Below are 23,498 nucleotides of genomic sequence, written 5' to 3' on the forward strand. Positions count from 1 at the left end.
ATGTGAAGCCGAGTCAGCTCGCGGCCGACGGGATCGGCGGCTGGACCGGCTTGCCGCCGGTCTTGACGGCCTCGACCTGCTGGCGGAACAGCTCCTGGGTCCACGGCCAGGCGGCGTACTCGTCGGGCTTGAGCACCGAGGCCCAGGCGTCGCGGTCCTTCTGCTCGATCAGGACGATCGGGAAGGTCATCTGCTTGGGCACGTCCTTGCCGTCGAGCAGGTCCAGGGCCTCCCAGAGGGCGGCGACCGACTGGCCGGGGTCGGACATGACCGCGACGGAGCCGTTGTCGATCTTGTTGTCCCGCCAGTAGCTCAGCGCGCGGCCGTTGGTCTCGAAGTCGACCGCCGGCACGGGCTTGCCCGCCGTGGCGAAGGCCTGGGCCACGCCGTAGCCGTCCCCGCAGCCGATGACGCCGTCCACCTTCGGCACGCTGGACAGCACGCCGAGCACGGCCTTCTGCGCGGTGGCGCCGTCGCACATGCCGGTGACCGTCGCCACGGTCTTCACCCCGGGGTAGTCCGCGAGGATCTTCTTGGTGGTGTCGAGCATCTCGGCCTCGGGCTGGGAGCCGACCACGCCCCGGCTCACGATGACCGAGCCCTTGCCGCCGATGCCCTCCAGCAGCGGCTTGGCGGCGTACGTCGCCCAGTCGACGAAGCTGTTCTGCAGCACGTGGGCGCAGGGCGCGTCGATGGCGGAGTCGAAGACCACGACCTTGACGCCGGCCGTACAGGCCTGCTGGATCACCGGCCGCAGCGCGGTCGGCGAGGCGGGGTCGATGAGCAGCGCGTCGGGCTTCTGCAGCAGCAGGCTCTTGATCTGGGCGACCTGCTCGGTCGCCGAGTTCTCGCCCGGCGCGTTCACGACCTTGTACTTGCCGATCAGCCCGTCGGTCTTGGCCTGCTCGGCGGCGGCCTCGAACTTGGCGATCATCGTCTGGCGCCAGCCGTTGCCGATGAAGCCGTTGCTCAGCGCGATGAAGGGCTTGTCACCGCCGCCGCCCGCGGAGCCGCCGGCGGCGTCCGCGGTGGCACTACCGGAGCCGCCGGAGCCGCAGCCCGCGGCCAGTACGGCGAGAGCGGAGATCGCCGCGGCGGAGGCGGCGCGCCAGGACCGGCGTGTGGGACGCATGTGCATGGTGTCTCCAGACAGAGCGGGTTCGCGAGGGGGAGAGTCGGCGTGAAGGCTTCGCCCGAATCGACCTGTCATTACAGGCCTGTAGTGACAAGCAAACTAAGCGGGCGTTACGAGCGTGTCAAGAGCCTGTTTTCGGTCATCTCGGACTGCCGCCGACGGATAATCTTGGTTACAGCCGGGCCCACTTGTAGTTACAGGTATGAGTGGGGCATCCTGCTGCGGTGCCGCCGAGGAGGTTCCCGTGACGATGACCTATCCGCCTCTCAACCGCGACGGGGCGGAACCGCTGTGGATGCAGCTCATGCGGGCGTTGCGCGCGGAGATCGAGAGCGGTGTGCGCGGGCCGGACCAGCCGCTGCCGTCCGAGGCCGAGCTGAGCGACCTTTTCGGGGTCTCCCGCACGGTCGTCAGGGAGGCGCTGCGCGAGCTGGTCCAGCAACGCCTGATCTACAAGGTAAAGGGCAAGGGAGCCTTCGTCGCACCCCGTAAGACCGAGCTGAGGTTCGTCGGGTCGATGTCCGGGTCCGCCGACGACCTGCGGGAGTCGGGGCGCCGGGTGACCACGCAGACCGTCCGTCAGGCGCTCGGTGAGGCCGACGAGCGGGAGGCCGCGCTCCTGCGGATACCGCTGGGAGAGCAGGTCGTCCGGCTGCGCAGGCTCCGCCGGGTCGACGGCCAGCCGTGGCTGCTCGTCGACACCGCCCTGCCCGCCCGGCTCGTCCCCGGGCTCGAACGCGCCATCCTGGAGAACCAGTCGCTGTACGACGTGCTGCGCCGCCGGTACGGCATCGAGCCCGCGGCGGCCGACCGCTGGATCGAGGCGGTCTTCCCCAACCGGGAGGACGCGGCCCTGCTGGAGGTGTCCACCTCGACGCCGCTGCTCGGCATCGAGTCGGTCGCGTGGCTGGAGGACAACACCAGGTTCGAGGCGTACTACGCCCTCCACCGCAGCGACCAGACGCGCTTCTACGTCGGCATCCGCTGAACCGGGCGAGGGCACCGGCGGGGTCCGTCGGTCGCGGTCACCGACCGGGGAGCCGCTTGTGAACCCGTGGCCGGCAACAGGTTGAGACCAGTTTCCGGTCGCCCGCTGATATCGCCTGATCTGACGGCGATGCTGGTGCCGTGGCGCACCGGTTCAAGAACCTCGCGAGGTCGAAGGCGCTCAGAAGGCTGAAGAGCCCGTGGGTGCTGGGCGTGGGGGCCGGCATCGGCGCGGGGGTGCCGCCCCTGGTGGTTCCGGCGGGGTGGCCGCTGGTGTGGCGGGCGCTGATCGCGGCAGTGGTAGCCGCTCTGGCTGGGGCCAGCGGATCCTATTTCGGCGTGGTCCTGACCCGGGCCGAGAGCGCGGCGGCGGCGATCGACGCACTGCACGCGTTTCTCGACCCGTTGAGACCGCCGCGGCCCGCAATCTCTTGGCGGCGTTGGGCCGGGTGGGCGAGCACCGCGAGGAGATGGAGGTGGCGCGGGAAGCGGTCGCGTTGTACCGGGAACTCGCCGCCCACGATCCCGTACTGTTCCGGCAGGCCTACATCGACAACCGCGCGACCTTACGGCGACTACTCCCTCAACACGGCGACGAAGACGACATCACCTTCGGCCTGTGAACGACGCTCCCGCCGACTCACAGGCCGCCGAGCTGCGCCGCCGCGCGGATGGCGAGCCACACCTCGGCGAAGTCGCCGGTCGCCGACAGGTCGCGCCCGGTCAGGGCGCCGAAGCGGCGCAGCCGATACGACAGCGTGTTGGGGTGCACGTGCAGGGCCCGCGCGGCGTCGTCGACGCGGCGGTCGCGCTCCATCCACGTCCGCACCGATGCGATCAGGTCCGATCCGTGTTCGGCGTCGTAGCGCAGGACGTCGCCGAGCACATGTTCGACCAGGGCGGCCAGCACGCCCACGTCGTCAGGCAGCCACCGGCCCGTGGTGTCCTCGCCGTAGGCGACCAGCGGCCTGCCCGCCTCGGCGGCGCGGGAGGCCGCCCACAGCGCCTCGCGCTGGGCGACGCGCAGCGACGATCCGGGCGGCAGGGGACGGCTGACGCCGGCCGCGATGCCGGGCACCGCCTCCAGCTCCGCGGAGGCGGCGGCCGCCGCCGTCAGCACGTAGAGGTCCCGGTGGCGGCGGAGCATGAGGTGCGGGTGCTCGCCGAGGGCCTGCACGACGGCGTCGTCGGCGGCGTCGCGCACCACGAGCAGCACGACGTCGCGCTCGGGCGGCAGGCCCATCAGGGCGAGCCTGCGCCGGGCGGTCTCCGGGTCGAGCACGTCCTGCAGCAGTTCGGCGAGCGTCTCCGCGCCCTGGCGGCGCAGCGTCTCGCGCTCGCTGCGCACCATCGCCACTCGCAGGGCGGCGACCGTCGCGATGTGCTGGACCACGGCGAGCCCGGCCGGGCGGGCGCCCTCCCGCTCGAAGGCGACCAGGAACCCGGCCGGCCCGCCCGGCGCGGGAACCGGGAGCGCGAACCCGCCCGGGATCGTCGGCGGGGCGTCCGCCGAGGCGGGCAGCCGTACGGACGGCGGGGGCGCCGGCACGCCCGGCAGCAGCGGGCGGCCCTGCGGCGTGCTCAGGTAGATCTCGTAGCCCGACAGCCGTTCGAGCCGCCGGAACAGCCCGGCCGTGTCCAGTCCCTCGGAGGCGAGCCAGCGCAGCGCGCCGAACACCTGGAGCTGCGCCCCCAGCCGCTGGCGGGCGTCCTCCTGGACGGCCGCCGCGACCTCCTGCGCGATCGCGATGAACGGCACGGCCAGCGGCACCTCAAGCACGGGAAACCCCCGCTCCTCGGCGGCGTCGAGGAAGGCCCGGCGCAGCGGGGGGACGTGCAGCCCCGCGCTGAGCGCGAGCGCGGCCACCCCCGCGTCGTCGAGCCGCTCCAGGTACGCGCGCTGGGCGGCCGCGCTCTTCGGCACCCCGATGCCGGTCGTCATGATCACTTCGGCCCCGAGCAGCCAGGGTGTGGGGTCCTCCAGCTCGCTCACGTGGGCCCAGGAGACCGATCTGCCGAGGCCGCGCTCGCCCGCCAGCACCCTCAGTTGCAGCGCAGGGGAGCGCAGCAGGTCCTCCACGGTGTTGTGCGCGTCCACGACGGCCAGCGTATTTCCCCTGATAGCGCTACTTGTCCTGATTCGGGAGGTCGGGCACACTCGAGCGATCTCCCCCTCACCTGGAGGAACGTATGAGTCCGAGCGCCGGGCCGGGCGATGGCGTGGCTGTGACGCGGGTCGCCGTTGCGCAGCTTCCGCTGCGCGTGGGCGAGCCGGAGGCGAACCGCGCCGCCGCCGCGCAGGCCGTCGCCGAGGCCGCCGCGGCCGGGGCCCGCCTGGTCGTGCTGCCCGAGCTGGTCAACAGCGGATACGTCTTCGCCGACGCCGAGGAGGCCAGGGGCCTGGCCGAGCCGGCCGAAGGCCCGACCGTCACGGAGTGGGGGCGGCTGGCCAAGGACCACGACCTGGTCGTCGTGGGAGGGTTCTGCGAACTGGCGGACGGCCTCGTGCGCAACAGCCAGGTCATGGTCGACCCCACCGGGACCAGGGCCGTCTACCGCAAGGCCCACCTGTGGCACGACGAGCAGGACGTGTTCGCGCCCGGCGACGCCGCCGCTCCCGTGGTGGACACCGCGCTCGGCCGGATCGGCATGATGGTCTGCTACGACCTGGAGTTCCCCGAGTGGGTGCGGGCGGTGGGCCTGGCCGGGGCCGACCTGCTCGCCGTCTCCACCAACTGGCCCGTCTCGCCCGTCCCGGCCGGGGAGCGGCCTGTGCTGGTCGCCTACGCCCAGGTGGCCGCCGCCGCCAACCGGATGTTCGTCGCCGTGGCCGACCGCTGCGCCGCCGAGCGCGAGGTGGGCTGGGTATGCGGCACTTCGGTCATCGGGCCGGACGGTTATCCGCTGGCGGGACCCGTGCTCAGGGACGGGCCCGTCGTGCTGGTGGCCGACTGCGACCTGGCCGCGGCCAGGGACAAGGCCACCGGCCCGCGCAACGACGTCCACCGCGACCGGCGGACGGATCTGTACGAGATCTCGCGGACGCGCTGAACCCTTCTCGACAGACTGGGGCCTCGACAGACTGGGGCTCGCTTTCCTCGTGGCCTACGATCTGATCGGCCGCTCGCACTCGGAAAGGCCTGACACCAGGGGAGAAGCGATGATCGTCGACCTGTCGGTGCCCGTCGTGAGCGGCATGCCCGTCTACCCCGGAGACCCGGAGGTGGAGATCGCCCCCGCGCTGACCGTGGCGGCCGAGGGCGTGAACGTCCTCGGCCTGCACTTGGGGTCGCAGTCCGGCACGCACGTGGACGCGCCCTACCACATCGACGACGCGCTGCCCACGCTCGACGCCGTGCCGCTCGAGCGGTTCCTCGGCCCGGCGGCGGTCCTCGACGCCCGGGGCCTGCCCCCGCGCGCGCCGATCACCCCTGGGATGCTCGCCCCGCTGACCGGGCGGCTGGGCCCGGGGACCGTCCTGCTGGTCGCGACGGGCTGGGACGAGCACTGGGGCACGCCCGACTATCTGGCCCACCCCTCCATGGAAGCGGAGACCGCCCGCCGGATCGTCGCCGCAGGCGTGCGGACCGTGGGCGTCGACGCGCTCAGCGTGGACCCCACCCCGGCTCCCGCCGACCTGCCGGCGCATCGCGTGTTGTGCGGCGCGCACGCCGTCATCGCCGAGAACCTGCGCGGCCTCGGCCCGCTCCTGGAGGCCCAGGCAGCCGGCCGTCCGATCGAGGTCTCCCTGCTGCCGCTGCGTCTCCACGCCGCCGACGGGTCCCCCGTACGCGCCGTCGCCCGGATCGGCTGAGGGAGGCCGGGGCCCGTCGTCAGTGGGTGCCCCAGGAGTAGGTCTGCTTGTGCAGCTTGAGGTAGACGAACGTCTCGGTCGCGCGGACGCTGGAGATCGCCCGGATCTTCCCCAGGATCTCCAGAAGATGGGTGTCGCCCTCGCAGACCACCTCGACCATGATGTCGACCGAGCCGGCCGTGAGCACCACGTAGTCGATCTCGGGGATCTGCGACAGTTCGTCGGCGACCTGCTCCAGGTCGCCCTCGCACTTGATGCCGATCATGGCCTGGCGGGGGAAACCCAGGGTGAGCGGGTCGGTGACGGCGACGATCTGCATGACGCCGAGGTCGAGCAGGCGCTGCACGCGCTGGCGCACCGCGGCCTCCGACAGCCCCACCGCCTTGCCGATGGCGGCGTACGGCTTTCGCCCGTCCATCTGAAGCTGCTCGATGATCTGCTTGGAGATCTCGTCGAGCACCACCGGCCCACCCTTCGCGGCAGCCGCGCGAGCCTTTGGCGGAGTCGTCATCCTCGGGGGGTGTCCTCTCTTGGCGGGCTTGGGCCGCCGTAGCGACCTGGTGTTACAGCACCGTTTTTGACATGTTGCGATCGTGGTCTGACATGTTGTCAGCTCCATCGCTCACGTCAAGCGATTTCGTAGCAATTTGGTATCTTAGCGACGAAATCCCTTGTCGTAGGCTCTTTCCTCTGCCAGAGTCGCGACAACTCAGCCACCACCAGGAGGTCAACGGTGACCACCCGTCTCCAGAACTTCGTGAACGGGAAGTTCGTCGACGCCGCGAGCGGCCGTTTCTCCGACGTCGTAGACCCTACGACGGGGGAGGTATACGCCCAGGCACCGGTGTCGGGTCAGGAGGACGTCGACGCCGCGTACGCCGCCGCGACGGCCGCCTTCGAGACGTGGGGCCAGACGACGCCGGGCGAGCGCGCGGCGCTGCTGCTGAAGGTCGCCGACGCGATCGAGGCCCGCGCCGACGAGATCAACGAGGCCGAGTGCCGCAACACCGGCAAGCCCCGCGCGCGCATGGCCGAGGACGAGACCCCGGTCGCCGCCGACCACTTCCGGTTCTTCGCCGGCGCGGCCCGCACCCTTGAGGGTCCCACCGCCGGGGAGTTCCTCGCCGACCACACCTCGGTGATCCGGCACGAGCCGATCGGCGTCATCGGCCAGGTCACGCCGTGGAACTACCCGATGATGATGGCGGTGTGGAAGATCGCCCCCGCTCTCGCGGCCGGCAACACGATCGTGCTCAAGCCGTCCGACACCACCCCGGTCTCCACGCTGAAGCTGGCCGAGATCCTCGGTGACGTCCTGCCTGCCGGCGTGTTCAACGTCGTGACCGGCGACCGGGAGACCGGCTCGCTGGTCGTCGGCCACCCGGCCGCGAGCATGGTCGCGATCACCGGCTCGGTTGGCGCGGGCATGTCGGTCGCCAGGACCGCCGCCGAGGACCTCAAGCGCGTCCACCTGGAGCTGGGCGGCAAGGCCCCGGTCGTGGTCTTCGAGGACGTCAAGGACATCAAGGCCGTCGCCGAGGCGATCGCCGGGGCGGGCCTCTACAACGCCGGCCAGGACTGCACCGCCGCCTGCCGCGTGCTCGTGCAGGAGAGCATCCACGACGAGTTCGCCGCGGCGCTGGCCGAGGCCGCGGCCGCCACCAAGCTGGGCGGCCTCGACGTGGAGGACGCCTACTTCGGGCCGGTGAACAACGCCAACCAGCTCGCCCGGGTCGAGGGCTTCTTCCAGCGGCTCCCCGAGCACGCGAAGGTCCTCACCGGCGGCACCCGCGTCGGCGACAAGGGCTTCTTCTTCGCCCCGACCGTCGTGGACGGGCTGAAGCAGGACGACGAGATGGTGCAGGACGAGATCTTCGGCCCCGTCATGACCATCCAGACGTTCACCGACGAGGCCGACGCGCTGGCCAAGGCCAACGGGGTCCGCTACGGCCTGTCCGGCTCGGTGTGGACCTCCGACCACGGCCGCGCGATGCGGATGTCCAAGCGGCTCGACTTCGGCGTGGTCTGGGTCAACACCCACATCCCGTTCGTGTCCGAGATGCCGCACGGCGGCTTCAAGCACTCGGGCTACGGCAAGGACCTGTCCGTCTTCGGCCTGCACGACTACACCCGCGTCAAGCACGTCATGCACTACATCGGCGAATAGGTACGCCCGGCTCCGGCCGGACACCTATCGAAAAAGAGGGATAAGCCTGGAATGACAGAGATCCAGGCGGGCCCGGGGGCAGCCGTCGCGGCTGCCCCCGTATCAGGAGACGTGCCCGCCATCGAACTCGACAACGTGGTCAAGGAGTACGTCTCGCACGGCGAGGTCGTACGGGCGGTCAAGGGCGTGAGCCTCGCCATCGCGGAGGGGGAGTTCTTCTCCCTCCTCGGCCCCTCAGGCTGCGGCAAGACCACCAGCATGCGAATGATCGCCGGGTTCGAGGACCCCACACAGGGGGTCGTCAGGCTCCACGGTGACGACGTCACGAACGTCCCGCCGAACAAGCGTGACATCAACATGGTGTTCCAGTCCTACGCGCTGTTCCCGCACATGAACGTCTGGGACAACGTCGCGTTCGGGCTCAAGCGCAAGAAGGTCCCCGACGCGGAGATCAAGCGCCGTGTCGGCGAGATCCTGGAGGTCGTGGACCTGGTCGGCCGCGAGAAGCGCCGGCCGAAGGAGATGTCGGGAGGCCAGCAGCAGCGCGTCGCGCTCGCCCGCGCCCTGGTCAACCGGCCCCGCGCGCTCCTGCTCGACGAGCCGCTCGGCGCGCTCGACCTCAAGCTCCGCCAGGCCATGCAGATCGAGCTCAAGCGCATCCAGCGCGAGGTCGGCATCACGTTCGTCTACGTGACGCACGACCAGAGCGAGGCGCTGACGATGAGCGACCGCATCGCGGTCATGAACGACGGCCTCGTGGAGCAGCTCGCGGACCCCCGCGAGATCTACGAGCGGCCCGCCAGCAAGTTCGTGGCCGGGTTCATCGGCACCTCCAACCTGCTGAGCGGCACCGTCCAGCAGGTCGCCGGCGACACGGCCGTGCTCGCGCTCGGCGCGAGCGACCGGATCCTCGTCCCCGCCGACGGCGAGCTCTCGGCCGGTGCCACGGTCGACCTCACGGTCCGCCCCGAGAAGATCAAGATCGCGAAGGACCAGCCGGAAGGCGACCTCAGCGTCGTACGGGGAACCGTGTCCGAGGTCGTCTACCTCGGCACCTACAACAGCTACGTCGTGGTGCTCGGCGACGGCGCCGAGATCACGGTGTTCGAGCAGAACGCCCACGACAGCACGATCACCGCCGAGCGAGGCGACACGGTCTGGCTCTCCTGGCAGCCCTGGCACTCCTACGCGCTGCGGTAAATCCCGGCGTCGAATCCCACGTCGAATTTCCCGCGACGAATCCCCGAACCCCGGTACAGCGAACCCGGAGCACGAACCCCTATGAACGACCCATACAGGCAGGACGCCGCCCTCCTCCGCGGCATGACCCAGCGCCGGCTCGGCAGACGCGACGCCTTCCGGCTCGCGGGCCTGTCGGCCGCCGGGCTCGCCCTCGCGGCCTGCGGCGTGCAGGGCAAGGGCACGGCCAGGCCCACCTCCTCCGCACAGGCCCAGTCCGAGGTGGAGAAGTACTGGTCGGGCAAGACGAAGAACGGCCACGTGGACTTCGCCAACTGGCCGCTCTACATGGATCCCAAGCAGCCCGAGCTCAAGCAGTTCACCAAGCAGACCGGGATCACGGTGACCTACAAGGAGGTCATCCAGGACAATCCGAGCTGGTTCGCCAAGATCCAGCCGCAGCTCGCGGCCGGGCAGTCGATCGGTTACGACCTGATGGTCGTCACCAACGGCCTGCACTTCACTCAGCTGGTCCAGCTCGGCTACCTCGTCCCGCTCGACCACTCGAAGCTGCCGAACTTCGCGGCCAACGCGGGCGCACGGTACAAGAACGAGTCGTTCGACCCCGGCAACGTCTACAGCATTCCGTGGGCCTCCGGCATGACCGGCATCGCCTACAACCCGAAGTACGTCGACACCCCGCCGACCAGCATGGCCGACCTGTGGAACCCCAAGTACAAGGGCAAGGTCGGCATGATGTCCGACTCCCAGGAGATCGCCAACTTCGGCTTGTTCGCGCTCGGCATCGATCCGGACAAGTCGACCGAGGCGGACTGGGAGAAGGCCGCGGCCAAGCTCCAGGAGCAGCGCGACGCCGGCATCGTGCGCAAGTACTACGACCAGGCGTACATCGATCCGCTGGCCAAGGGTGACATCTGGCTCACGATGGCGTGGTCGGGCGACGTCTTCCAGAAGAACGTCTCCGACGGCACGGACCTGAAGTTCGTGATCCCGCAGGAGGGCGCGACCATCTGGACGGACAACATGATGATCCCGAAGACCGCGACGAACCCGGTCGACGCGATCATGCTGATGGACTTCTTCTACGACGTGAACGTGGCGGCGCACCTCGCGGAGTACATCAACTACGTCACCCCGGTCCCCGCCGCCAAGGAGATCATCGCCGCCGACGCCGCCAAGGCCACCGGTGAGGACAAGAAGCTCCTCGACATGGTGGCGGGCAGCGAGCTGGTGTTCCCGACCGAAGAGGACTACGCCAAGCTCCGCAGCTACAAGAACTTCAAGACGCCGCAGGAGCAGAAGAAGTTCGAGTCCATCTTCCAGGCGATCACGACGGCATGAGCAGGCTCAGGGCTTCGCTGACGCCGTACGCGCTGCTGTTCCCCGGCACACTCTGGCTGGCGATCTTCTTCGTCATCCCGACGGTCGTCATGCTGTCGCTGTCGCTGCAGTCCGGCGACGTCGTCAACGGTTACGCGTTCACGTTCAACTGGCACAGCTACGTCGACGGGATCAGCACTTACCACGACCAGATCGTCCGGTCGCTCGTGTACGGCCTGGCCTCGACGCTGATCCAGATCGTCATCGGGTTCCCCGTGGCCTACTGGATCGCCTTCAAGGGCGGCAACCGCAAGTCGTTCTACCTCTTCCTGCTGCTGCTGCCCTTCCTCGTGTCGTTCGTGCTGCGCACCATCTCCTGGCAGTTCTTCCTGTCCGACAACGGCATGCTGCTCGGGCCGCTGAAGTCGATGGGCCTGGTGCCGCAGGACTTCCACATCCTGGCCACGAGCGCGGCGGTGATCGGCGGTCTGGCCTACAACTTCCTGCCGTTCATGATCCTGCCGATGTACGTGGCGCTGGAGCGTATCGACCCGCGCGTCCTGGAGGCGGCGCAGGACCTGTACGCCAGCAAGACGCAGACCTTCCTGCGCGTCGTGCTGCCGCTGTCGCTGCCCGGGGTGTTCGCCGGCGTGCTGATGACGTTCGTCCCGGCCACGTCCGACTACGTCAACGCCTCGGTGCTCGGCGGCACCAGCAACACCATGATCGGCAACGTCATCCAGAACCAGTTCCTGATCAACCAGGACTACCCGACCGCCTCGGCGCTGTCGTTCACGCTGATGGCCCTGCTGCTCGTGGGCATCTTCGCGTACGCCAGGGCGCTCGGCACCGAGGACGTGCTGGAGGTGGCGGCCCGATGAGGGATGGCCTGCTGCGGGGCCGCGGCCTGCAGATCTACACCTGGCTCGTGATCGCCTGGCTCGTGCTGCCGATCGCCGTCATGATCCTGTTCGGCTTCAACGACACCCACGGCCGGTTCAACACGACCTGGCAGGGCTTCACGCTCAAGTGGTACGGCAAGCTGTTCGAGATCGACGACCTCACCAAGGCGCTGGTGAACTCGCTGGTCATCGCCGTGCTGACGATGCTGATCGCCGGGGTGCTCGGGTCGCTGATCGGGCTGGCGCTGGGCCGCTACCGCTTCCGCGGGGCCGGGGCGATGAACCTCGTCATGTTCGCGGCGATCTCCTGCGCCGAGATCGTGATGGGCGCGTCGCTGCTGTCGCTGTTCGTCACGCTCGCCGTGCCGCTCGGGTTCTGGACGATCGTGATCTCGCACGTCATGTTCTCGATCTCGTTCGTGGCCGTGACCGTGCGGGCCCGGGTGATGACGCTGGACGCCTCGCTGGAGGAGGCCGCGCGCGACCTCGGTGCGGGACCGTGGACGACGTTCCGTCTGGTCACGCTTCCGATGATCTTCCCCGGAGTGCTGGCGGGCTCGATGCTGGCCTTCGCGCTGTCGATCGACGACTTCGTCATCACCAACTTCAACTCCGGCGGCACCGTGACGTTCCCGCTGTGGATCTGGGGCGCCACCCGCGTGGGCATCCCGCCCCAGGTCAACGTCATGGGCACGCTGATCTTCGCGGCCGGTGTGCTGATCGCCGTGGTCAACGCCCTGGTGGCCCGCCGCCGCAATTGATGTAGGACCCTGTGAGAACCTGTGAGGTCCCCCCGGGGATCTCGAGGGGAAGTGAAATGTGTGAGTCCGCTGAAAGCTCTCGCTGACGCGGAGCGCAAACCGTACTGGCTGGACCGGCCGATCGCGCCCGAGCCGCTGCCCCCGCTGAGGGGAGACCTCACGGCGGACCTGGCGGTGGTCGGCGGCGGCTTCACCGGTCTGTGGACCGCCCTGATGGCCAAGGAGCGCGACCCCTCGCTCGACGTGGTCCTCCTGGAGGGCCGCGCGGTCGGGTGGGCCGCCTCCGGCCGCAACGGCGGGTTCTGCGCCGCGAGCCTGACCCACGGGCTCGGCAACGGGCAGGACCGCTGGCCCGCGGAGATCGAGACGCTGGAACGGCTCGGCCGGGAGAACCTCGACGAGATCGAGCACACCCTCGCCCGGTATGGCGTCGAGTGCTCCTTCGAACGGACCGGCGAGCTGCGGGTGGCCACCGAGGACTGGCAGCTCGCCGGGCTCGACGAGGACGTGAGCGGGGCGGCCTCGCTCGGCCTGCGGCTGGAGCGGCTCGACCGCGAGCAGGTGCGGGCCGAAGTGGACTCCCCGACGTACCTCGGCGGCGTGTGGGACCGCGAAGGCGTCGCCATGGTCGACCCCGCGCGGCTGGCGTGGGGGCTGCGCGACGTCTGCGTGCGGCTCGGCGTGCGCGTCTTCGAGCACACGCCGGTGCGCTCCCTGCACGACGACGGCGTCGCGCTCGAACTGGAGACGCCGAAGGGGCGGGTCAGGGCCGGGCGGGTGGCGCTCGGCACCGGCGCCTTCCCTCCGCTGCTGCGCCGGCTCAGGCACTTCCTCGTGCCGGTGTACGACTACGCGCTGATGACCGAGCCGGTGCCGGACGACCTGCTGGCGGAGATCGGATGGCGGAACCGCCAGGGCATCGGCGACTCGGCCAACCAGTTCCACTACTACCGGCTGACCGACGACAACCGGATCCTGTGGGGCGGTTACGACGCCGTCTATCACAACGGCGGCCTGGTCAAGCCGGAGTACGACCAGCGCGACGCCACCTTCGAGAAGCTCGCCACGCACTTCTTCGAGACGTTCCCGCAGCTCCACGGCCTGCGCTTCACGCACAGGTGGGGCGGGGTCATCGACACCTGCAGCCGGTTCAGCGCCTTCTTCGGCACCGCGTACGGCTCGCGCCTCGCCTACGCCGCCGGATACACCGGCCTCGGCGTGGGCGCCACCCGGTTCGGCGCCAACGTGATGCTCGACCTGCTGCAGGGCCGGGTGACCGAGCGTACCGACCTGCGCATGGTGCGGCAGAAGCCGATGCCCTTCCCGCCGGAGCCGGTGCGGTCGGGCGTCATCCAGCTCACCCGCTGGGCCATCGCCCGTGCCGACGAGCACGAGGGCCGCCGCAACGCCTGGCTGCGCACCCTCGACGCCTTCGGCGTCGGTTTCGACTCCTAGACGTGTGAGACACCGGGCCGTCCGTCCCGGTGTCTCACACTCCCAGTGCTCCGTCGATGCGTTCGCGGAGGAGGTCGGCGTGGCCGTTGTGCCGGGCATACTCCTCGATCAGGTGGATGAGCACCCAGCGCAGCGACACCCTGCCACGCCAGGCGTCGTGGCCCTCGACGTCCAGATGGGGCGCCTCGGCGACATAGGCGTCGGCGAACGCCACCTCCTCGCGCCAGGCCTCCCAGGCGCCGGCCACGACGGCGGGGTCGGGCACGGCCCCGTCGAAGTCCCCGTCGGGGTCCTCCTGCGAGGAGAAACGGTCGGGCGCTTCCTGCCCGGCCAGCACCCGGCGGAACCAGCGGCGCTCCACGTCGGCGAGGTGGCGGACCAGTCCGAGCAGCGACAGCGTGGAGGGCTCGACGGATCGCCTGGCCTGCTCGACGGTCAGGCCCGCGCACTTCAACTCCAGCGTCGCCCGCTGCGCCGCCAGGACGTTGACGAGCATGGCCCGCTCGTCTCCGGTGGCGGGAAAGCCGAACCTGCGCGGGTCCTCGCCCCCGAGGATCGCGCCCCTTCTCCGGCGGCCCCTGTCGTTCGTGATCGGCTGCCGCCCCTTCTTGACGGCCGTGAGGAGCCGCATGCCGCGTGGGCCGGCCTCGTCGCGCTCCACAGTCAGCCCGGCAGCCGAGCACTGCCCGACCAGCCAGTCCGCGCCGATGCGAAGCTTCGGATAGCTGCCGACCTGCTGCGTCCAGGCGGCCCCGGAGCGCCGGTGCAGGACGTCATGGACCATCACCGTCTCCTCGTCGACGTACTCCAGGAAGCAGGTGAGGACCTGATCCGGGGTGCTGCGGACAGGGAGGAACCGGTCGGTCCCGTGCAGTGGCCGGGTCAGGTCGCGGTAGGTGACGACGAGCCTGCCGTCCTGGGCCAGGGCCGCGGCGCAGTCGACGAGAAGGGCGGTCACGCCGGCCTTGCGGGGCAGGTGGGTCAGCGTGTCTCCCATGCAGACGATCGCGGCCGCGCTCGCCGGCTCGGTGATCTCCGGGAGGACGACGCGGATGTCGGCGTGGACGGGCAGGATCGCCGGGTTCCCCTCCGCGTGCGAGGTGAGCTCGTCGAGCAGCGCCTTGCTGGTGTCCACGGCGAACACGGTGTCGTAACCGAGCGCGGCCAGGGCCAGCGTCTGGTTCCCCGGCCCGCAACCGAGATCGACGGCGGTCTCGCCGGGGCCGCGCGGTTCGACGCCGAGGTCACGCAGCAGCCGGGTCTGCTCGGCGACGAGGGCCGTCAGGTCGCCGCCGAGCATCCAGGTGTAGTGCCGAGCGAGCAGCTGATCGTAATGGCGCGAGACGGTGTCCATCGAACCTCTCGAGGTGATCGATCGTGCCGGGAAACCGGCCGATCGGAGTGCGGGCGGGGTGATCGCGGTCGCCGCGAATCGGCGTGTGGGCACACTATGCCGCAGAAGCTTGCTTGTACAACTAAGATGATTCTCGTGATGGACACAACGCCGGGCAGCGACGGGACACCCGCCCCCGCCGACGATGCGCAGGACGAACGCTGGTGCATGGCCGTGCGCCTGCTCGCCCGCGTGGAGAAGGAGCTGGACGACGCCCTGCGGCGGCACCACGGCCTGCCGCTGTCGGACTATCGCGCCATGTGCGCGTTGAGCCGCCCGGATGCCGGTCCCGGCCTGCGCATGGGGGAACTGGCGGACCGGATCGGGCTGAAGGACAGCAGCGTCACCCGCCTGGTGGGACGGCTCGAACATCTCGGGCTGGCACAGCGGGCCTCTGCCGCCGGTGACGGACGTTCGGTCGCCGCGAGCATCACACCCGCCGGTCGGCGGCGCCACGGGGAGGCCACCCCGACCTACCGGGCGGTCCTCGGCGCCGCCCTGGAGGGGGCTCTGGCGAACATCTACCTCGCCGACCTGGCCTCCTGGGTTCTGACCGGCGAGTCGGCGGTTGACGTCCCGGTCGCATCCGCGGGGATCACGGCCGGGGGAGGAAGTCCAGCAGGGCCTCGGTGAGGAGATCGGGTGCTTCCTCCATCATGTGATGGCCGGTGTCGAGGGCGTGACCGGACAGGTCGGTGGCCCACGGTCGCCACACGCCCAGAACGTCGTGGTCGTACAGTTCCGCCACGTCGTCCTCGGCTCCCCACAGGACCAGCAGGGGGCTGGTGATCCGGCGGCCGGCCGCCCGGTCCGCGTCGTCGGCGGCGCGGTCCACGCCCAGCCCGGCACGGTAGTCCTCGCACATCGCGTGCCGCACCCCGGGGTCGGCCACCGCCTCGGCCACGTCCGCGTGGTTCTCCCGGCCCATCCGCGCCGGATCGAGCGCGTACCAGGCGTCCAGGTCGGCGGCGATCAACCGCTCGGGCAGCGGCGCGGGCTGGCCCATGAAGAACCAGTGATACCAGGCGTGGGCGAATCTGGCGTCGCAGCGGGCCAGCGCCTCACCGATCGGCACGTCGCCGAGGATGACGACGTGGTCCACGGCATGCGGATGGTCCAGGGCGAGGCGCTGGACGACATAGCCGCCGCGGTCGTGGCCCACGGCGTGGAACCGCTCGTGGCCGAGTTCCCGCATCAACGCGATCAGGTCGCCGGCCATGGCGCGCTTGCCGGCCTGGGAATGGTCGGGCTCGTCGGGAGGCGCCGTGGACCGGCCGTAGCCCCGCAGGTCCGGGCAGACCACGGTGTATCCGGCGGCGGCGAGAGCGGGCGCGACCAGGTGCCATGTGGTGTGGGTCCGCGGGTGCCCGTGGACCAGCAGCACCGCCGGTCCCTCGCCTCCGTGCCGCACCCGGAGCCGCGCATTTCCGACCTCGACGTAGCTGAGTTCGAATCCGGCGAACATGACCATGCCTCTGCCCGCCGCGCCCCCGGGATATCGCAGTCGAGATCTGGGCGGTGACGTCAGGCGGTGAGCCAGCGGAGCGGGTTCTCGTGGGTGATGAGACGCAGGGTGTCGTCGTCCACGCCGGCCTCCCGCAGGGCCGGGAGGACCGACGAGAACAGCCGGCCGTAGCCCTGCCCGCCGTAGCCGGCCAGGTGCTCCCGCAGGCGTACGCCGCTGCTGAGCAGGACGCGCTCGGCGTGCCCGCCGTCGAGGAGGGTGAGGACGTCCTCGGCGTCGTCCACGCTCACGTACGCTCCGGTCTCGGCGATCTTGCGCTGGACCAGCGGGTCGCCGGTGCGGGCGCTGAGCCGCCGGGCGGGGACGTTCTGCGAGAGCAGGAGTTCCAGCAGTTCCAGGCCGCCCGTCGCCACCGGGAGGTCGGTGCGCAGCGAGGCGCGGGCGGCGGCGGTGACGGCCCGCTCCTCGGCGGGAGTGGGCGTCTCGTCCCACGCGGCGGCGACGATGACGCCCGGCCGTGCGCCCGTCCCGTCGAGTCCGGCGCCGATCTCGTGCAGCAGGTCGGCGGTCAGGTCCTCCACGCCGTACCGCGTGACGGCCTCACCCGCGAACGGCTGCGCGGCGAAGCCGGTGGCGGCCACGATCGGGACCCGCGCGGCCATCGAGATCCGGGCGAGCGCCACGGGGTCGCGGGCCATCCCGATGCAGCTGTGCTCCACGACGAGGCCCAGCGCCTGCTCCCTGCCGAGGTGCTTGACCTCGGCCAGCACGTATCGCTCCTCGTCCAGCCACCGATGGGGATCGGAGTCCACGCCGATCCCCCAGCGGGTGTCGGTGCGCAGGTGCTCGTACGGCAGCACCGGCCCGTCGATCTCGGCGACGGGGACGGCGCCCGTGACGGTCTGGATTCGGGGAAAATATGCGCCGGACATGAACGGACATTAACCGATTTTTTGCCGAAACTGCTCGCGAATCACATGATTCTTTACGTTCCGCGTGTCAACTCATCGTCTTGCCGCCGTTGACGGCGAGCCGCTGGCCGGTCACGAACCGGGCCCCGGGGGAGGCGAGGAACGCCACCGTCTCGGCCACGTCCGCCGGCACGCCCATGTGACCCAGCGGGACGTCGCGCAGGTAATCGGTGTAGTCCTCCGGGGGGACGTCCGCGTGCCGCTCCACCGGGATCCAGCCCGGCTCGACGGTGTTCACCGTGATCCCGTACGGCCCCAGCTCCCTGGCCCACGACCGGGTGAGCCCGTGCATCGCGGCCTTGGCGGCGACGTAGTGCCCGAACTCCGGGTTGCCGAGGTCGGCGACCTCGCTGCCCACGTTGACGATCCGGCCGGAACCGGCCTCGCGCATGCCGGGCAGCACGGCCTGCAGAATCAGCAGCGGGGCCTTGACGAAGAAGCGGAGCTGGCCGAGGTGGTCCTCCCAGGTCTGCTTCTCCACCGGCATCAGCGGCTGGGGGCCGGTGGCGTTGTTGACGACCACCTCGACGTGCCCGATCGCGGCCACGCCCTCCCGTACGGACTCCTCGTCGGTGACGTCGAACCGGGCCAGGCGGGCCGAGCCGCCGGCGGCGGTGATGCGGTCGACGACGGCGGAGGCCCCGGCGGTGTCGTTGGCGTAGTTGACGGCGACGTGCCAGCCGCCCGCGGCGAGCCGTTCGGCGATGACGGCGCCCAGACCTCGCGAGGCGCCCGTGACCAGTGCGGTACCCATGAGAACCGTGCCTATCACAGATCATGTTGGGGCAGGATGGTGCCCATGGATGAGATCGCCGCTCTGGTGGACCGGGCCGAGATCGTGGACGTCGTCACGGCCGTCTTCGACACCGTGGACGCCAAGAACTGGCCGGTGTGCCGGGAGCTGTTCGACGACGAGGTGGACGCCGACTTCACCAGCCTCAACGGCGGAGAGCCCGCCCGGATCAGCGCCGACGCCCTCGTGGGCGGGTGGCGCACCGGCCTGCACGCCCGCAAGCAGAGCTTCCACAGCGTGAGCAACTTCGCCGTGACGGTGGACGGCGCCGAGGCGCACGTGACCACCAAGGGGTACTCCTACAACCTGCTCGACGCGGCGCTGGGCGGCGGCATGTTCGAGGTGTGGGGGGTCTACCGGCTCCGGCTCGTACGGCAGGCCGAGGGGTGGAAGGTCGTGGCCTTCGCGTTCGACGCCTGGCACACCCGCGGCGACGAGGCGGTGCGCACGCACAGGCTGGAGGGCTAGCGGGTGATCGCCGGGACCTCGGTGTGCAGCCGCCGCAGGACCCGGCGGAACGCCCAGATGGACGCCGTGAAGGCCAGGCCGGTGACGACGGCGACGGCGGCGGTGCGGATGATCAGGTAGTCGCCGATCGACTCGTGCAGCAGCAGCCAGATGCTCATGGCCGAGTTGACCAGGAGGACGAACGCCCACAGCAGGGTGATCCTGGCGAAGAAGGTGCGGACGCGCTCGTGCCGCAGCACGAACGACGGCAGGTGGATGTAGTCGAGTGTGAGCCGCTGGACCAGCGGGCGGCGCATCCGCACCGACGCCAGGAGCACCATGCTGATGCAGATCGTGCCGAGCTCCGGCTGGATGAAGTAGAGGACGGGGCTGCCCGTCCACAACCCGATCACGGTGCGGAAGGTGATCGCGATCGTCGCCATGATCATCGTCCCCGGCACGGGCTGACGCCGGATGAGCCGCCACAGGACGCCCAGGTAGACCCACGACACCGCGGCCATCAGCGCGCCGCGCAGCCCGAGCACCGCGAGGGCCGCGTAGAAGACCACGAGGGGAGCCACCACGCCTTCGAGGAGCCGGGGCACCGCCTGCTTGATCAGCGCGGTGAGCCGTGGCAATGCGAAGGGCGTGTGGTTCATGGTGACTCCAACGGGCCGGTGGGGGAGACCGACGCTGTAGTTGGGCATCGCGCTTACCCGGACATAGCGGATGGAAACACCCGAGTTGGGCGGCTTCGTCGGTGGCTTACCGTACCTGACCGTCAGGCTTGCGGGGGCCGAATGCGCGAACCGCCCCCGCGCTTCATAACGGTACGGCATACCTCTCGCGGGCGTCCTGGCGATGGAAAACCCCTGATCAGTGCTTTACCGGGGACCGCTGGGCGCTTTCCCCGGCGGGCGGTGAACGCGGGTTACGTTGACGGCATGGACTCAGGTTTCGGCTACTTCGCAACGGATGATGCGGTTCGTCCTGATGCCTTGGCCCGGCTCGTCGAGCAGCGCGGCCACACGGCCCTGCTGTTCACCGAGCACACGCACATTCCGGTGCCGCCCGGCGGCCAGACGCCGAAGGACGAGTGGGGAGGCGAACTGCCCCGGCGCTACTGGCACAGCTACGACCCGTTCATCGCCTCGATGGCCGCGGGCGCGGCGACGTCCCGGCTGCGCGTGGGGACGGGCATCTGCCTGGTGCCCGAGCACGAGCCCATCGGCCTGGCGAAGACGGTGGCGAGCGTGGACAACCTGACCGGCGGGCGGTTCGAGTTCGGCGTCGGCGCCGGATGGAACCGCGAGGAACTGCGTCATCACGGCGTCGATCCGGCCCGCCGCTTCGCCGTGCTGCGGGAGCGCGTGCGGGCGATGCAGGAGATCTGGACCCGTGACGAGGCCGAGTTCCACGGTGACTTCGTGTCCTTCGACCCGATCTGGTCCTGGCCCAAGCCGGCGCAGAAGCCGTACCCGCCGATCCTGGTGGGCGGCGTCGGGCCGCGCGTGTTCGACCGCGTGCTCACCTACGGCGACGCGTGGCTGCCCAACTACGGCCCGGGGATTCTGGAGCGCATCCCCGAGTTGTTCCGGCGGGCCGAAGAGGAGGGCAGGCACGTCGAGGTCGTGATGCTGTCCGCACCGGCCGACCCCGGCGCGCTGGAACAGTGCGAGAAGGCGGGAGTCGCCCGTGTCATGGCCTGGCTGCCGTCGGCCGGGTTCGACCGGATCGAGCGGGCGATGGACGCCTTCGAGAACGCCCTCGCCGATCTGCGCGGCGAATGAGCACGGCCGGCGGCGAATGAGCACGGCCGGCGGCGAGTGAGCACGGCCGGCGGCGAGTGAGCGTCAGTTCAGCGTCGCGGTGGCCAGCTTGGCGCCGAAGCCGAGGAAGAGCGCGCCGACCCCCGAGGTGAGTCCGGCGGACAGCTTCCGGCGGCGCCGGAAGTGGCTCGCGAGGAACGTGCCGCCGAAGATCAGCGTGCTCAGGTACGTCACGCTGAAGACCTGCACGATCAGCGCCAGGATCAGGAACGACAGCACCGGCGCGCCGTACGACGGGTCCACGAACTGCACGAAGAACGCCACGAAGAACAAGATGGCCTTGGGGTTGAGCAGGCTGATCGTGAACGCCTTGCGGAACGGGTTGCCCACCGGCGCGGGGACCCCCTCCTGCGCGGCCTGGGCCGCCTCGGTGACCTGGGCCGGGGCCCCGTCACGGGAGGCCCGCAGGGAGCGCCAGGCGCCACGCAGCATGCCGAAGCCGATCCACGCCAGATAGATCGCGCCCGAGTACTTCACGATCGAGAACAGGACGGGCGTGGACTTCAGCAGCGACGCGACCCCCGCGGCCGACAGGAACATGAGGACCGAGTCGCCGGCGAAGACCCCGGCCGCCGCCCGGTAGCCCTGCCGCACGCCGCGCTGGGCGGCGGTGGAGAGCACGAACAGCGAGTTCGGCCCGGGCAGCAGGATGATCAGAAACGATCCTGCGATGTAGGTCCAGATGTTGGTGATGCCGAAGAACATATGCCCGCTCCCGTCAAGAAACCGCATGTCCTGTTATAGCCCTATCCAGGCGTGGGTCACAGTCAGTAGATTCCTATTGACTTGGTAGGGAACGCGGGAGAATCCTGGGGTGCATGACGTTGTGGAAGCCTGACCCCACCTTCTATCCCTCGCCAAGGGACGCCGCCGAGGCGCCGCCGGAGAAGCTGGCCTACGTGGCCGCCTTCGACCGGTCGGCCCAGCGGCCCGACGCGCTCGCGGTGCTCGACACCGACCCCGGCTCCCCGTCGTACGGGACCGTGGTCGGCTGGACCGACCTGCCGTACACGGGGGACGAGCTGCACCACTTCGGCTGGAACGCCTGCAGCAGCGCGCTGTGCCCCTACGCGCCGCACCCGCACGTCGAGCGGCGCTACCTGATCGTCCCCGGCCTGCGGTCGTCGCGGATCTACGTGTACGACACCAAGGACCGGGTCAGCCCGGAGCTCGTGAAGGTCATCGAGGCCGAGGAGCTGGGCAAGCGGGCCGGCTACTCCCGCCCGCACACCGTGCACTGCGGCCCGGAGGGGCTGTACGTCAGCGCGCTCGGCGGCTACGGCGACGACGGGCCCGGCGGCATCGCCATCCTCGACCACAACTCGTTCGACGTGCTCGGCCGGTGGGAGGTGGACCGCGGCCCGCAGTACCTCGCCTACGACTTCTGGTGGCACATCAACCACGACGTGATGATCACCTCCGAGTGGGGCACGCCCTCCATGATCGAGGACGGCGTCGTCGGCGAGCTGCTGCTCGGCCGCAAGTACGGCCACAAACTGCACTTCTGGGACCTGCGCAAGCGTAAGCACGTCCAGGAGGTGGACCTCGGCGACCAGCACCAGATGACGCTGGAGCTGCGCCCCGCCCACGACCCCACCAGGACGTACGGCTTCGCCGGGGTCGTCGTCAGCGTCGAGGACCTGTCGGCCTCCGTGTGGCTGTGGCACAAGGACGGCTCCCGCTGGGCGGCGCAGAAGGTGATCACCATCCCGGCCGAGCCCGCCTCGCCCGACGACCTGCCCGACGTGCTCAAGCCGTTCGGCGCGGTGCCGCCGCTGGTGACCGACATCGACCTGTCGGTGGACGACCAGCGCCTGTACGTGTCGTGCTGGGGCACCGGCGAGCTCAAGCAGTACGACGTGTCCGACCCGTTCAAGCCGGTCGAGATCGGCTCGGTCCGCCTCGGCGGCATCGTGCGGCGGCAGACGCACCCGGCCGCGCCGGACGAGCGGCTCGCCGGCGGGCCGCAGATGGTCGAGGTGAGCCGCGACGGCCGCCGGGTCTACGTCACCAACTCGCTGTACGGAGCCTGGGACGACCAGTTCTACCCCGACGGCGTGGGCGCCTGGATGGCGAAGATCGACACCGACTCGTTCACGCTGGACGAGCGGTTCTTCCCGCACGGCGACGACTTCCGCGGCCTGCGCCCGCACCAGACCCGGCTCCAGGGCGGCGACGCGTCCTCCGACTCCTACTGCTACCCGTGACGCTGACCGCCGTCATCCTGCTCGGCGCCTTCCACGGGATCAACCCCGCGATGGGCTGGCTGTTCGCCGTCGCCCGGGGGTTGCAGGAGCGCAGCCGCGACCTGCTGCTGCAGTCCCTGCCGGTCATCGCGCTGGGCCACCTCGCGTCGGTGGCCCTCGTGGTGGCCGCCGTGTCGGTCACCGGGTCGCTCGTGACGGCCACGGCGCTCGCGATCGGGGCGGGCGTCGTGCTCGTCGGGTTCGGCCTGTGGCACCTGCTCGCCCGGCGGCACTTCCGCTGGGTGGGCATGCGGCTGTCGCTGCCGCAACTCGCCGCTTGGTCGTTCCTGATGTCGTCGGTGCACGGCGCGGGCCTGATGCTGCTGCCCGTACTGACCCGCATGCCGGCGAGTCACCACGGGCACGCCCTGTCGGGCGGCATGCTCGTCGCCGGGGTGCACACGCTCGCGATGTTCCTCGCGGCGACCGTCGTCGCCGTCGTGGTGTACGAGTTCCTCGGCGTCGCCGTCCTGCGCCGGGCCTGGTTCAATCTCGACAGGATGTGGGCGTTCGCCCTGGTGGGGGCGGGCGTCGTCACGTTGGTGGGCGCCATCTGAGCGACCGCGCGGCGGGCGGGCGGCGCGGGCCGCCGGGGGCCTGGCAGGATTGACCG

At 70.3% G+C, this 23,498-nt stretch carries 24 protein-coding genes; 15 read left to right on the plus strand and 9 right to left on the minus strand.

Translation table 11 applies throughout. The annotated features are described in order from the left end of the window. Positions 1-13: 13 nt before the first annotated feature. Positions 14-1,138 (minus strand): ABC transporter substrate-binding protein, encoded by a 1,125-nt coding sequence (locus IL992_RS40590; protein WP_193208609.1) that lies wholly within the window; start codon positions 1,136-1,138, stop codon positions 14-16. 247 nt (positions 1,139-1,385) lie between these two features. On the opposite strand from IL992_RS40590, the gene IL992_RS40595 reads away from it, so the two are divergent. After that, entirely contained in the window at positions 1,386-2,123 is a 738-nt protein-coding gene (locus tag IL992_RS40595; RefSeq protein WP_079319797.1) for a GntR family transcriptional regulator, read from the plus strand. Positions 2,124-2,571: 448 nt separating this feature from the next. Next, complete coding sequence (locus IL992_RS40600; RefSeq protein ID WP_193208610.1) at positions 2,572-2,745, plus strand: hypothetical protein; 174 nt, start codon at positions 2,572-2,574, stop codon at positions 2,743-2,745. Between the two features lie 17 nt (positions 2,746-2,762). Here IL992_RS40600 and IL992_RS40605 read toward each other — a convergent pair whose 3' ends face one another. Further along, complete coding sequence (locus IL992_RS40605) at positions 2,763-4,220, minus strand: PucR family transcriptional regulator (RefSeq protein WP_319019142.1); 1,458 nt, start codon at positions 4,218-4,220, stop codon at positions 2,763-2,765. Between the two features lie 122 nt (positions 4,221-4,342). Here IL992_RS40605 and IL992_RS40610 point away from each other — a divergent pair, with 122 nt between their 5' ends. Together IL992_RS40610 and IL992_RS40615 are read left to right on the plus strand one after the other, a co-directional pair. Then, positions 4,343-5,173, plus strand: a complete 831-nt coding sequence (locus IL992_RS40610) for a nitrilase-related carbon-nitrogen hydrolase (RefSeq protein WP_319019143.1) — start codon at positions 4,343-4,345, stop codon at positions 5,171-5,173. A 109-nt stretch (positions 5,174-5,282) separates the two neighbouring features. Further along, a complete protein-coding gene (locus IL992_RS40615) occupies positions 5,283-5,936 on the plus strand; it encodes a cyclase family protein (protein WP_193208612.1) in 654 nt (217 codons plus the stop codon). A 19-nt stretch (positions 5,937-5,955) separates the two neighbouring features. Here IL992_RS40615 and IL992_RS40620 read toward each other — a convergent pair whose 3' ends face one another. Then, positions 5,956-6,447: an Lrp/AsnC family transcriptional regulator gene (locus tag IL992_RS40620; RefSeq protein ID WP_030511698.1), complete on the minus strand. Its 492-nt coding sequence runs from the start codon at positions 6,445-6,447 to the stop codon at positions 5,956-5,958. 222 nt (positions 6,448-6,669) lie between these two features. Between IL992_RS40620 and IL992_RS40625 the strand changes: the two genes are divergently transcribed. The 6 genes from IL992_RS40625 (at position 6,670) to IL992_RS40650 (ending at position 13,741) form a co-directional block, all read left to right on the plus strand. After that, on the plus strand, positions 6,670-8,103 hold the full coding sequence (locus IL992_RS40625; protein ID WP_193208613.1) for a gamma-aminobutyraldehyde dehydrogenase: 1,434 nt from the start codon (positions 6,670-6,672) through the stop codon (positions 8,101-8,103). Between the two features lie 51 nt (positions 8,104-8,154). Next, on the plus strand, positions 8,155-9,303 hold the full coding sequence (locus tag IL992_RS40630) for an ABC transporter ATP-binding protein (protein WP_193208614.1): 1,149 nt from the start codon (positions 8,155-8,157) through the stop codon (positions 9,301-9,303). Between the two features lie 81 nt (positions 9,304-9,384). Next, entirely contained in the window at positions 9,385-10,644 is a 1,260-nt protein-coding gene (locus IL992_RS40635) for a polyamine ABC transporter substrate-binding protein (protein WP_226874687.1), read from the plus strand. Further along, positions 10,641-11,504 carry an ABC transporter permease gene (locus IL992_RS40640; RefSeq protein ID WP_193208615.1) on the plus strand — a complete coding sequence of 288 codons (864 nt, stop codon included), beginning with the start codon at positions 10,641-10,643 and terminating at the stop codon, positions 11,502-11,504. The genes IL992_RS40635 and IL992_RS40640 overlap by 4 nt, the downstream gene beginning before the upstream one ends. Continuing rightward, complete coding sequence (locus IL992_RS40645; RefSeq protein ID WP_193208616.1) at positions 11,501-12,286, plus strand: ABC transporter permease; 786 nt, start codon at positions 11,501-11,503, stop codon at positions 12,284-12,286. Before IL992_RS40640 ends, IL992_RS40645 begins: the two co-directional genes overlap by 4 nt. A 60-nt stretch (positions 12,287-12,346) precedes the next feature. After that, positions 12,347-13,741 (plus strand): NAD(P)/FAD-dependent oxidoreductase, encoded by a 1,395-nt coding sequence (locus IL992_RS40650; RefSeq protein ID WP_193208617.1) that lies wholly within the window; start codon positions 12,347-12,349, stop codon positions 13,739-13,741. Between the two features lie 34 nt (positions 13,742-13,775). Here IL992_RS40650 and IL992_RS48760 read toward each other — a convergent pair whose 3' ends face one another. Next, the gene (locus IL992_RS48760) at positions 13,776-15,095 is read right to left on the minus strand and encodes a mycothiol transferase (protein ID WP_319019144.1); all 1,320 of its coding nucleotides are present in this window, start codon (positions 15,093-15,095) and stop codon (positions 13,776-13,778) included. 138 nt (positions 15,096-15,233) lie between these two features. On the opposite strand from IL992_RS48760, the gene IL992_RS40665 reads away from it, so the two are divergent. Further along, positions 15,234-15,767, plus strand: coding sequence for a MarR family winged helix-turn-helix transcriptional regulator (locus tag IL992_RS40665; protein ID WP_226874709.1), 534 nt, complete (start codon positions 15,234-15,236; stop codon positions 15,765-15,767). Here IL992_RS40665 and IL992_RS40670 read toward each other — a convergent pair. From IL992_RS40670 to IL992_RS40680, 3 genes are all read right to left on the minus strand, one after another. Further along, entirely contained in the window at positions 15,730-16,599 is an 870-nt protein-coding gene (locus IL992_RS40670) for an alpha/beta fold hydrolase (RefSeq protein WP_193208618.1), read from the minus strand. The two genes, IL992_RS40665 and IL992_RS40670, sit on opposite strands and share 38 nt — an antisense overlap. 59 nt (positions 16,600-16,658) lie before the next feature. Beyond that, the gene (locus IL992_RS40675) at positions 16,659-17,531 is read right to left on the minus strand and encodes a phosphotriesterase (protein ID WP_193208619.1); all 873 of its coding nucleotides are present in this window, start codon (positions 17,529-17,531) and stop codon (positions 16,659-16,661) included. A 67-nt stretch (positions 17,532-17,598) separates the two neighbouring features. Continuing rightward, positions 17,599-18,324, minus strand: a complete 726-nt coding sequence (locus IL992_RS40680; RefSeq protein ID WP_193208620.1) for an SDR family oxidoreductase — start codon at positions 18,322-18,324, stop codon at positions 17,599-17,601. A 45-nt stretch (positions 18,325-18,369) separates the two neighbouring features. Between IL992_RS40680 and IL992_RS40685 the strand changes: the two genes are divergently transcribed. Further along, the gene (locus tag IL992_RS40685) at positions 18,370-18,831 is read left to right on the plus strand and encodes a nuclear transport factor 2 family protein (RefSeq protein WP_193208621.1); all 462 of its coding nucleotides are present in this window, start codon (positions 18,370-18,372) and stop codon (positions 18,829-18,831) included. Here the strand turns inward: IL992_RS40685 and IL992_RS40690 are convergent. Further along, a complete protein-coding gene (locus IL992_RS40690) occupies positions 18,828-19,469 on the minus strand; it encodes a VC0807 family protein (protein ID WP_193208622.1) in 642 nt (213 codons plus the stop codon). The genes IL992_RS40685 and IL992_RS40690 overlap by 4 nt on opposite strands. 285 nt (positions 19,470-19,754) lie before the next feature. On the opposite strand from IL992_RS40690, the gene IL992_RS40695 reads away from it, so the two are divergent. Then, a complete protein-coding gene (locus IL992_RS40695) occupies positions 19,755-20,600 on the plus strand; it encodes an LLM class F420-dependent oxidoreductase (protein WP_193208623.1) in 846 nt (281 codons plus the stop codon). Between the two features lie 63 nt (positions 20,601-20,663). On the opposite strand, the gene leuE is transcribed toward IL992_RS40695, so the two are convergent. Continuing rightward, positions 20,664-21,344 (minus strand): leucine efflux protein LeuE, encoded by a 681-nt coding sequence (gene leuE / locus IL992_RS40700; protein ID WP_193208624.1) that lies wholly within the window; start codon positions 21,342-21,344, stop codon positions 20,664-20,666. A 113-nt stretch (positions 21,345-21,457) separates the two neighbouring features. On the opposite strand from leuE, the gene IL992_RS40705 reads away from it, so the two are divergent. Next, positions 21,458-22,846 carry a selenium-binding protein SBP56-related protein gene (locus IL992_RS40705; protein WP_193208625.1) on the plus strand — a complete coding sequence of 463 codons (1,389 nt, stop codon included), beginning with the start codon at positions 21,458-21,460 and terminating at the stop codon, positions 22,844-22,846. Further along, positions 22,843-23,442, plus strand: coding sequence for a hypothetical protein (locus IL992_RS40710; protein WP_193208626.1), 600 nt, complete (start codon positions 22,843-22,845; stop codon positions 23,440-23,442). Before IL992_RS40705 ends, IL992_RS40710 begins: the two co-directional genes overlap by 4 nt. The last annotated feature ends 56 nt before the right edge of the window (positions 23,443-23,498 follow it).

Origin of the sequence: Microbispora sitophila (assembly GCF_014892245.1) — a bacterium.
Classification (GTDB): domain Bacteria; phylum Actinomycetota; class Actinomycetes; order Streptosporangiales; family Streptosporangiaceae; genus Microbispora; species Microbispora siamensis.

What these genes read in the sequence shown, in the direction of transcription:
- IL992_RS40590 (WP_193208609.1), bottom strand. Translation starts at nt 1,138, where the DNA reads ATGCACATGCGTCCCACACGCCGGTCCTGGCGCGCCGCCTCCGCCGCG.
- IL992_RS48760 (WP_319019144.1), bottom strand. Translation starts at nt 15,095, where the DNA reads ATGGACACCGTCTCGCGCCATTACGATCAGCTGCTCGCTCGGCACTAC.
- IL992_RS40630 (WP_193208614.1), top strand. Translation starts at nt 8,155, where the DNA reads ATGACAGAGATCCAGGCGGGCCCGGGGGCAGCCGTCGCGGCTGCCCCC.
- IL992_RS40680 (WP_193208620.1), bottom strand. Translation starts at nt 18,324, where the DNA reads ATGGGTACCGCACTGGTCACGGGCGCCTCGCGAGGTCTGGGCGCCGTC.
- IL992_RS40620 (WP_030511698.1), bottom strand. Translation starts at nt 6,447, where the DNA reads ATGACGACTCCGCCAAAGGCTCGCGCGGCTGCCGCGAAGGGTGGGCCG.
- IL992_RS40640 (WP_193208615.1), top strand. Translation starts at nt 10,641, where the DNA reads ATGAGCAGGCTCAGGGCTTCGCTGACGCCGTACGCGCTGCTGTTCCCC.
- IL992_RS40670 (WP_193208618.1), bottom strand. Translation starts at nt 16,599, where the DNA reads ATGTTCGCCGGATTCGAACTCAGCTACGTCGAGGTCGGAAATGCGCGG.
- IL992_RS40695 (WP_193208623.1), top strand. Translation starts at nt 19,755, where the DNA reads ATGGACTCAGGTTTCGGCTACTTCGCAACGGATGATGCGGTTCGTCCT.
- IL992_RS40615 (WP_193208612.1), top strand. Translation starts at nt 5,283, where the DNA reads ATGATCGTCGACCTGTCGGTGCCCGTCGTGAGCGGCATGCCCGTCTAC.
- IL992_RS40595 (WP_079319797.1), top strand. Translation starts at nt 1,386, where the DNA reads ATGACCTATCCGCCTCTCAACCGCGACGGGGCGGAACCGCTGTGGATG.
- IL992_RS40690 (WP_193208622.1), bottom strand. Translation starts at nt 19,469, where the DNA reads ATGAACCACACGCCCTTCGCATTGCCACGGCTCACCGCGCTGATCAAG.
- IL992_RS40665 (WP_226874709.1), top strand. Translation starts at nt 15,234, where the DNA reads ATGGACACAACGCCGGGCAGCGACGGGACACCCGCCCCCGCCGACGAT.
- leuE (WP_193208624.1), bottom strand. Translation starts at nt 21,344, where the DNA reads ATGTTCTTCGGCATCACCAACATCTGGACCTACATCGCAGGATCGTTT.
- IL992_RS40675 (WP_193208619.1), bottom strand. Translation starts at nt 17,531, where the DNA reads ATGTCCGGCGCATATTTTCCCCGAATCCAGACCGTCACGGGCGCCGTC.
- IL992_RS40705 (WP_193208625.1), top strand. Translation starts at nt 21,458, where the DNA reads ATGACGTTGTGGAAGCCTGACCCCACCTTCTATCCCTCGCCAAGGGAC.
- IL992_RS40685 (WP_193208621.1), top strand. Translation starts at nt 18,370, where the DNA reads ATGGATGAGATCGCCGCTCTGGTGGACCGGGCCGAGATCGTGGACGTC.
- IL992_RS40635 (WP_226874687.1), top strand. Translation starts at nt 9,385, where the DNA reads ATGAACGACCCATACAGGCAGGACGCCGCCCTCCTCCGCGGCATGACC.
- IL992_RS40645 (WP_193208616.1), top strand. Translation starts at nt 11,501, where the DNA reads ATGAGGGATGGCCTGCTGCGGGGCCGCGGCCTGCAGATCTACACCTGG.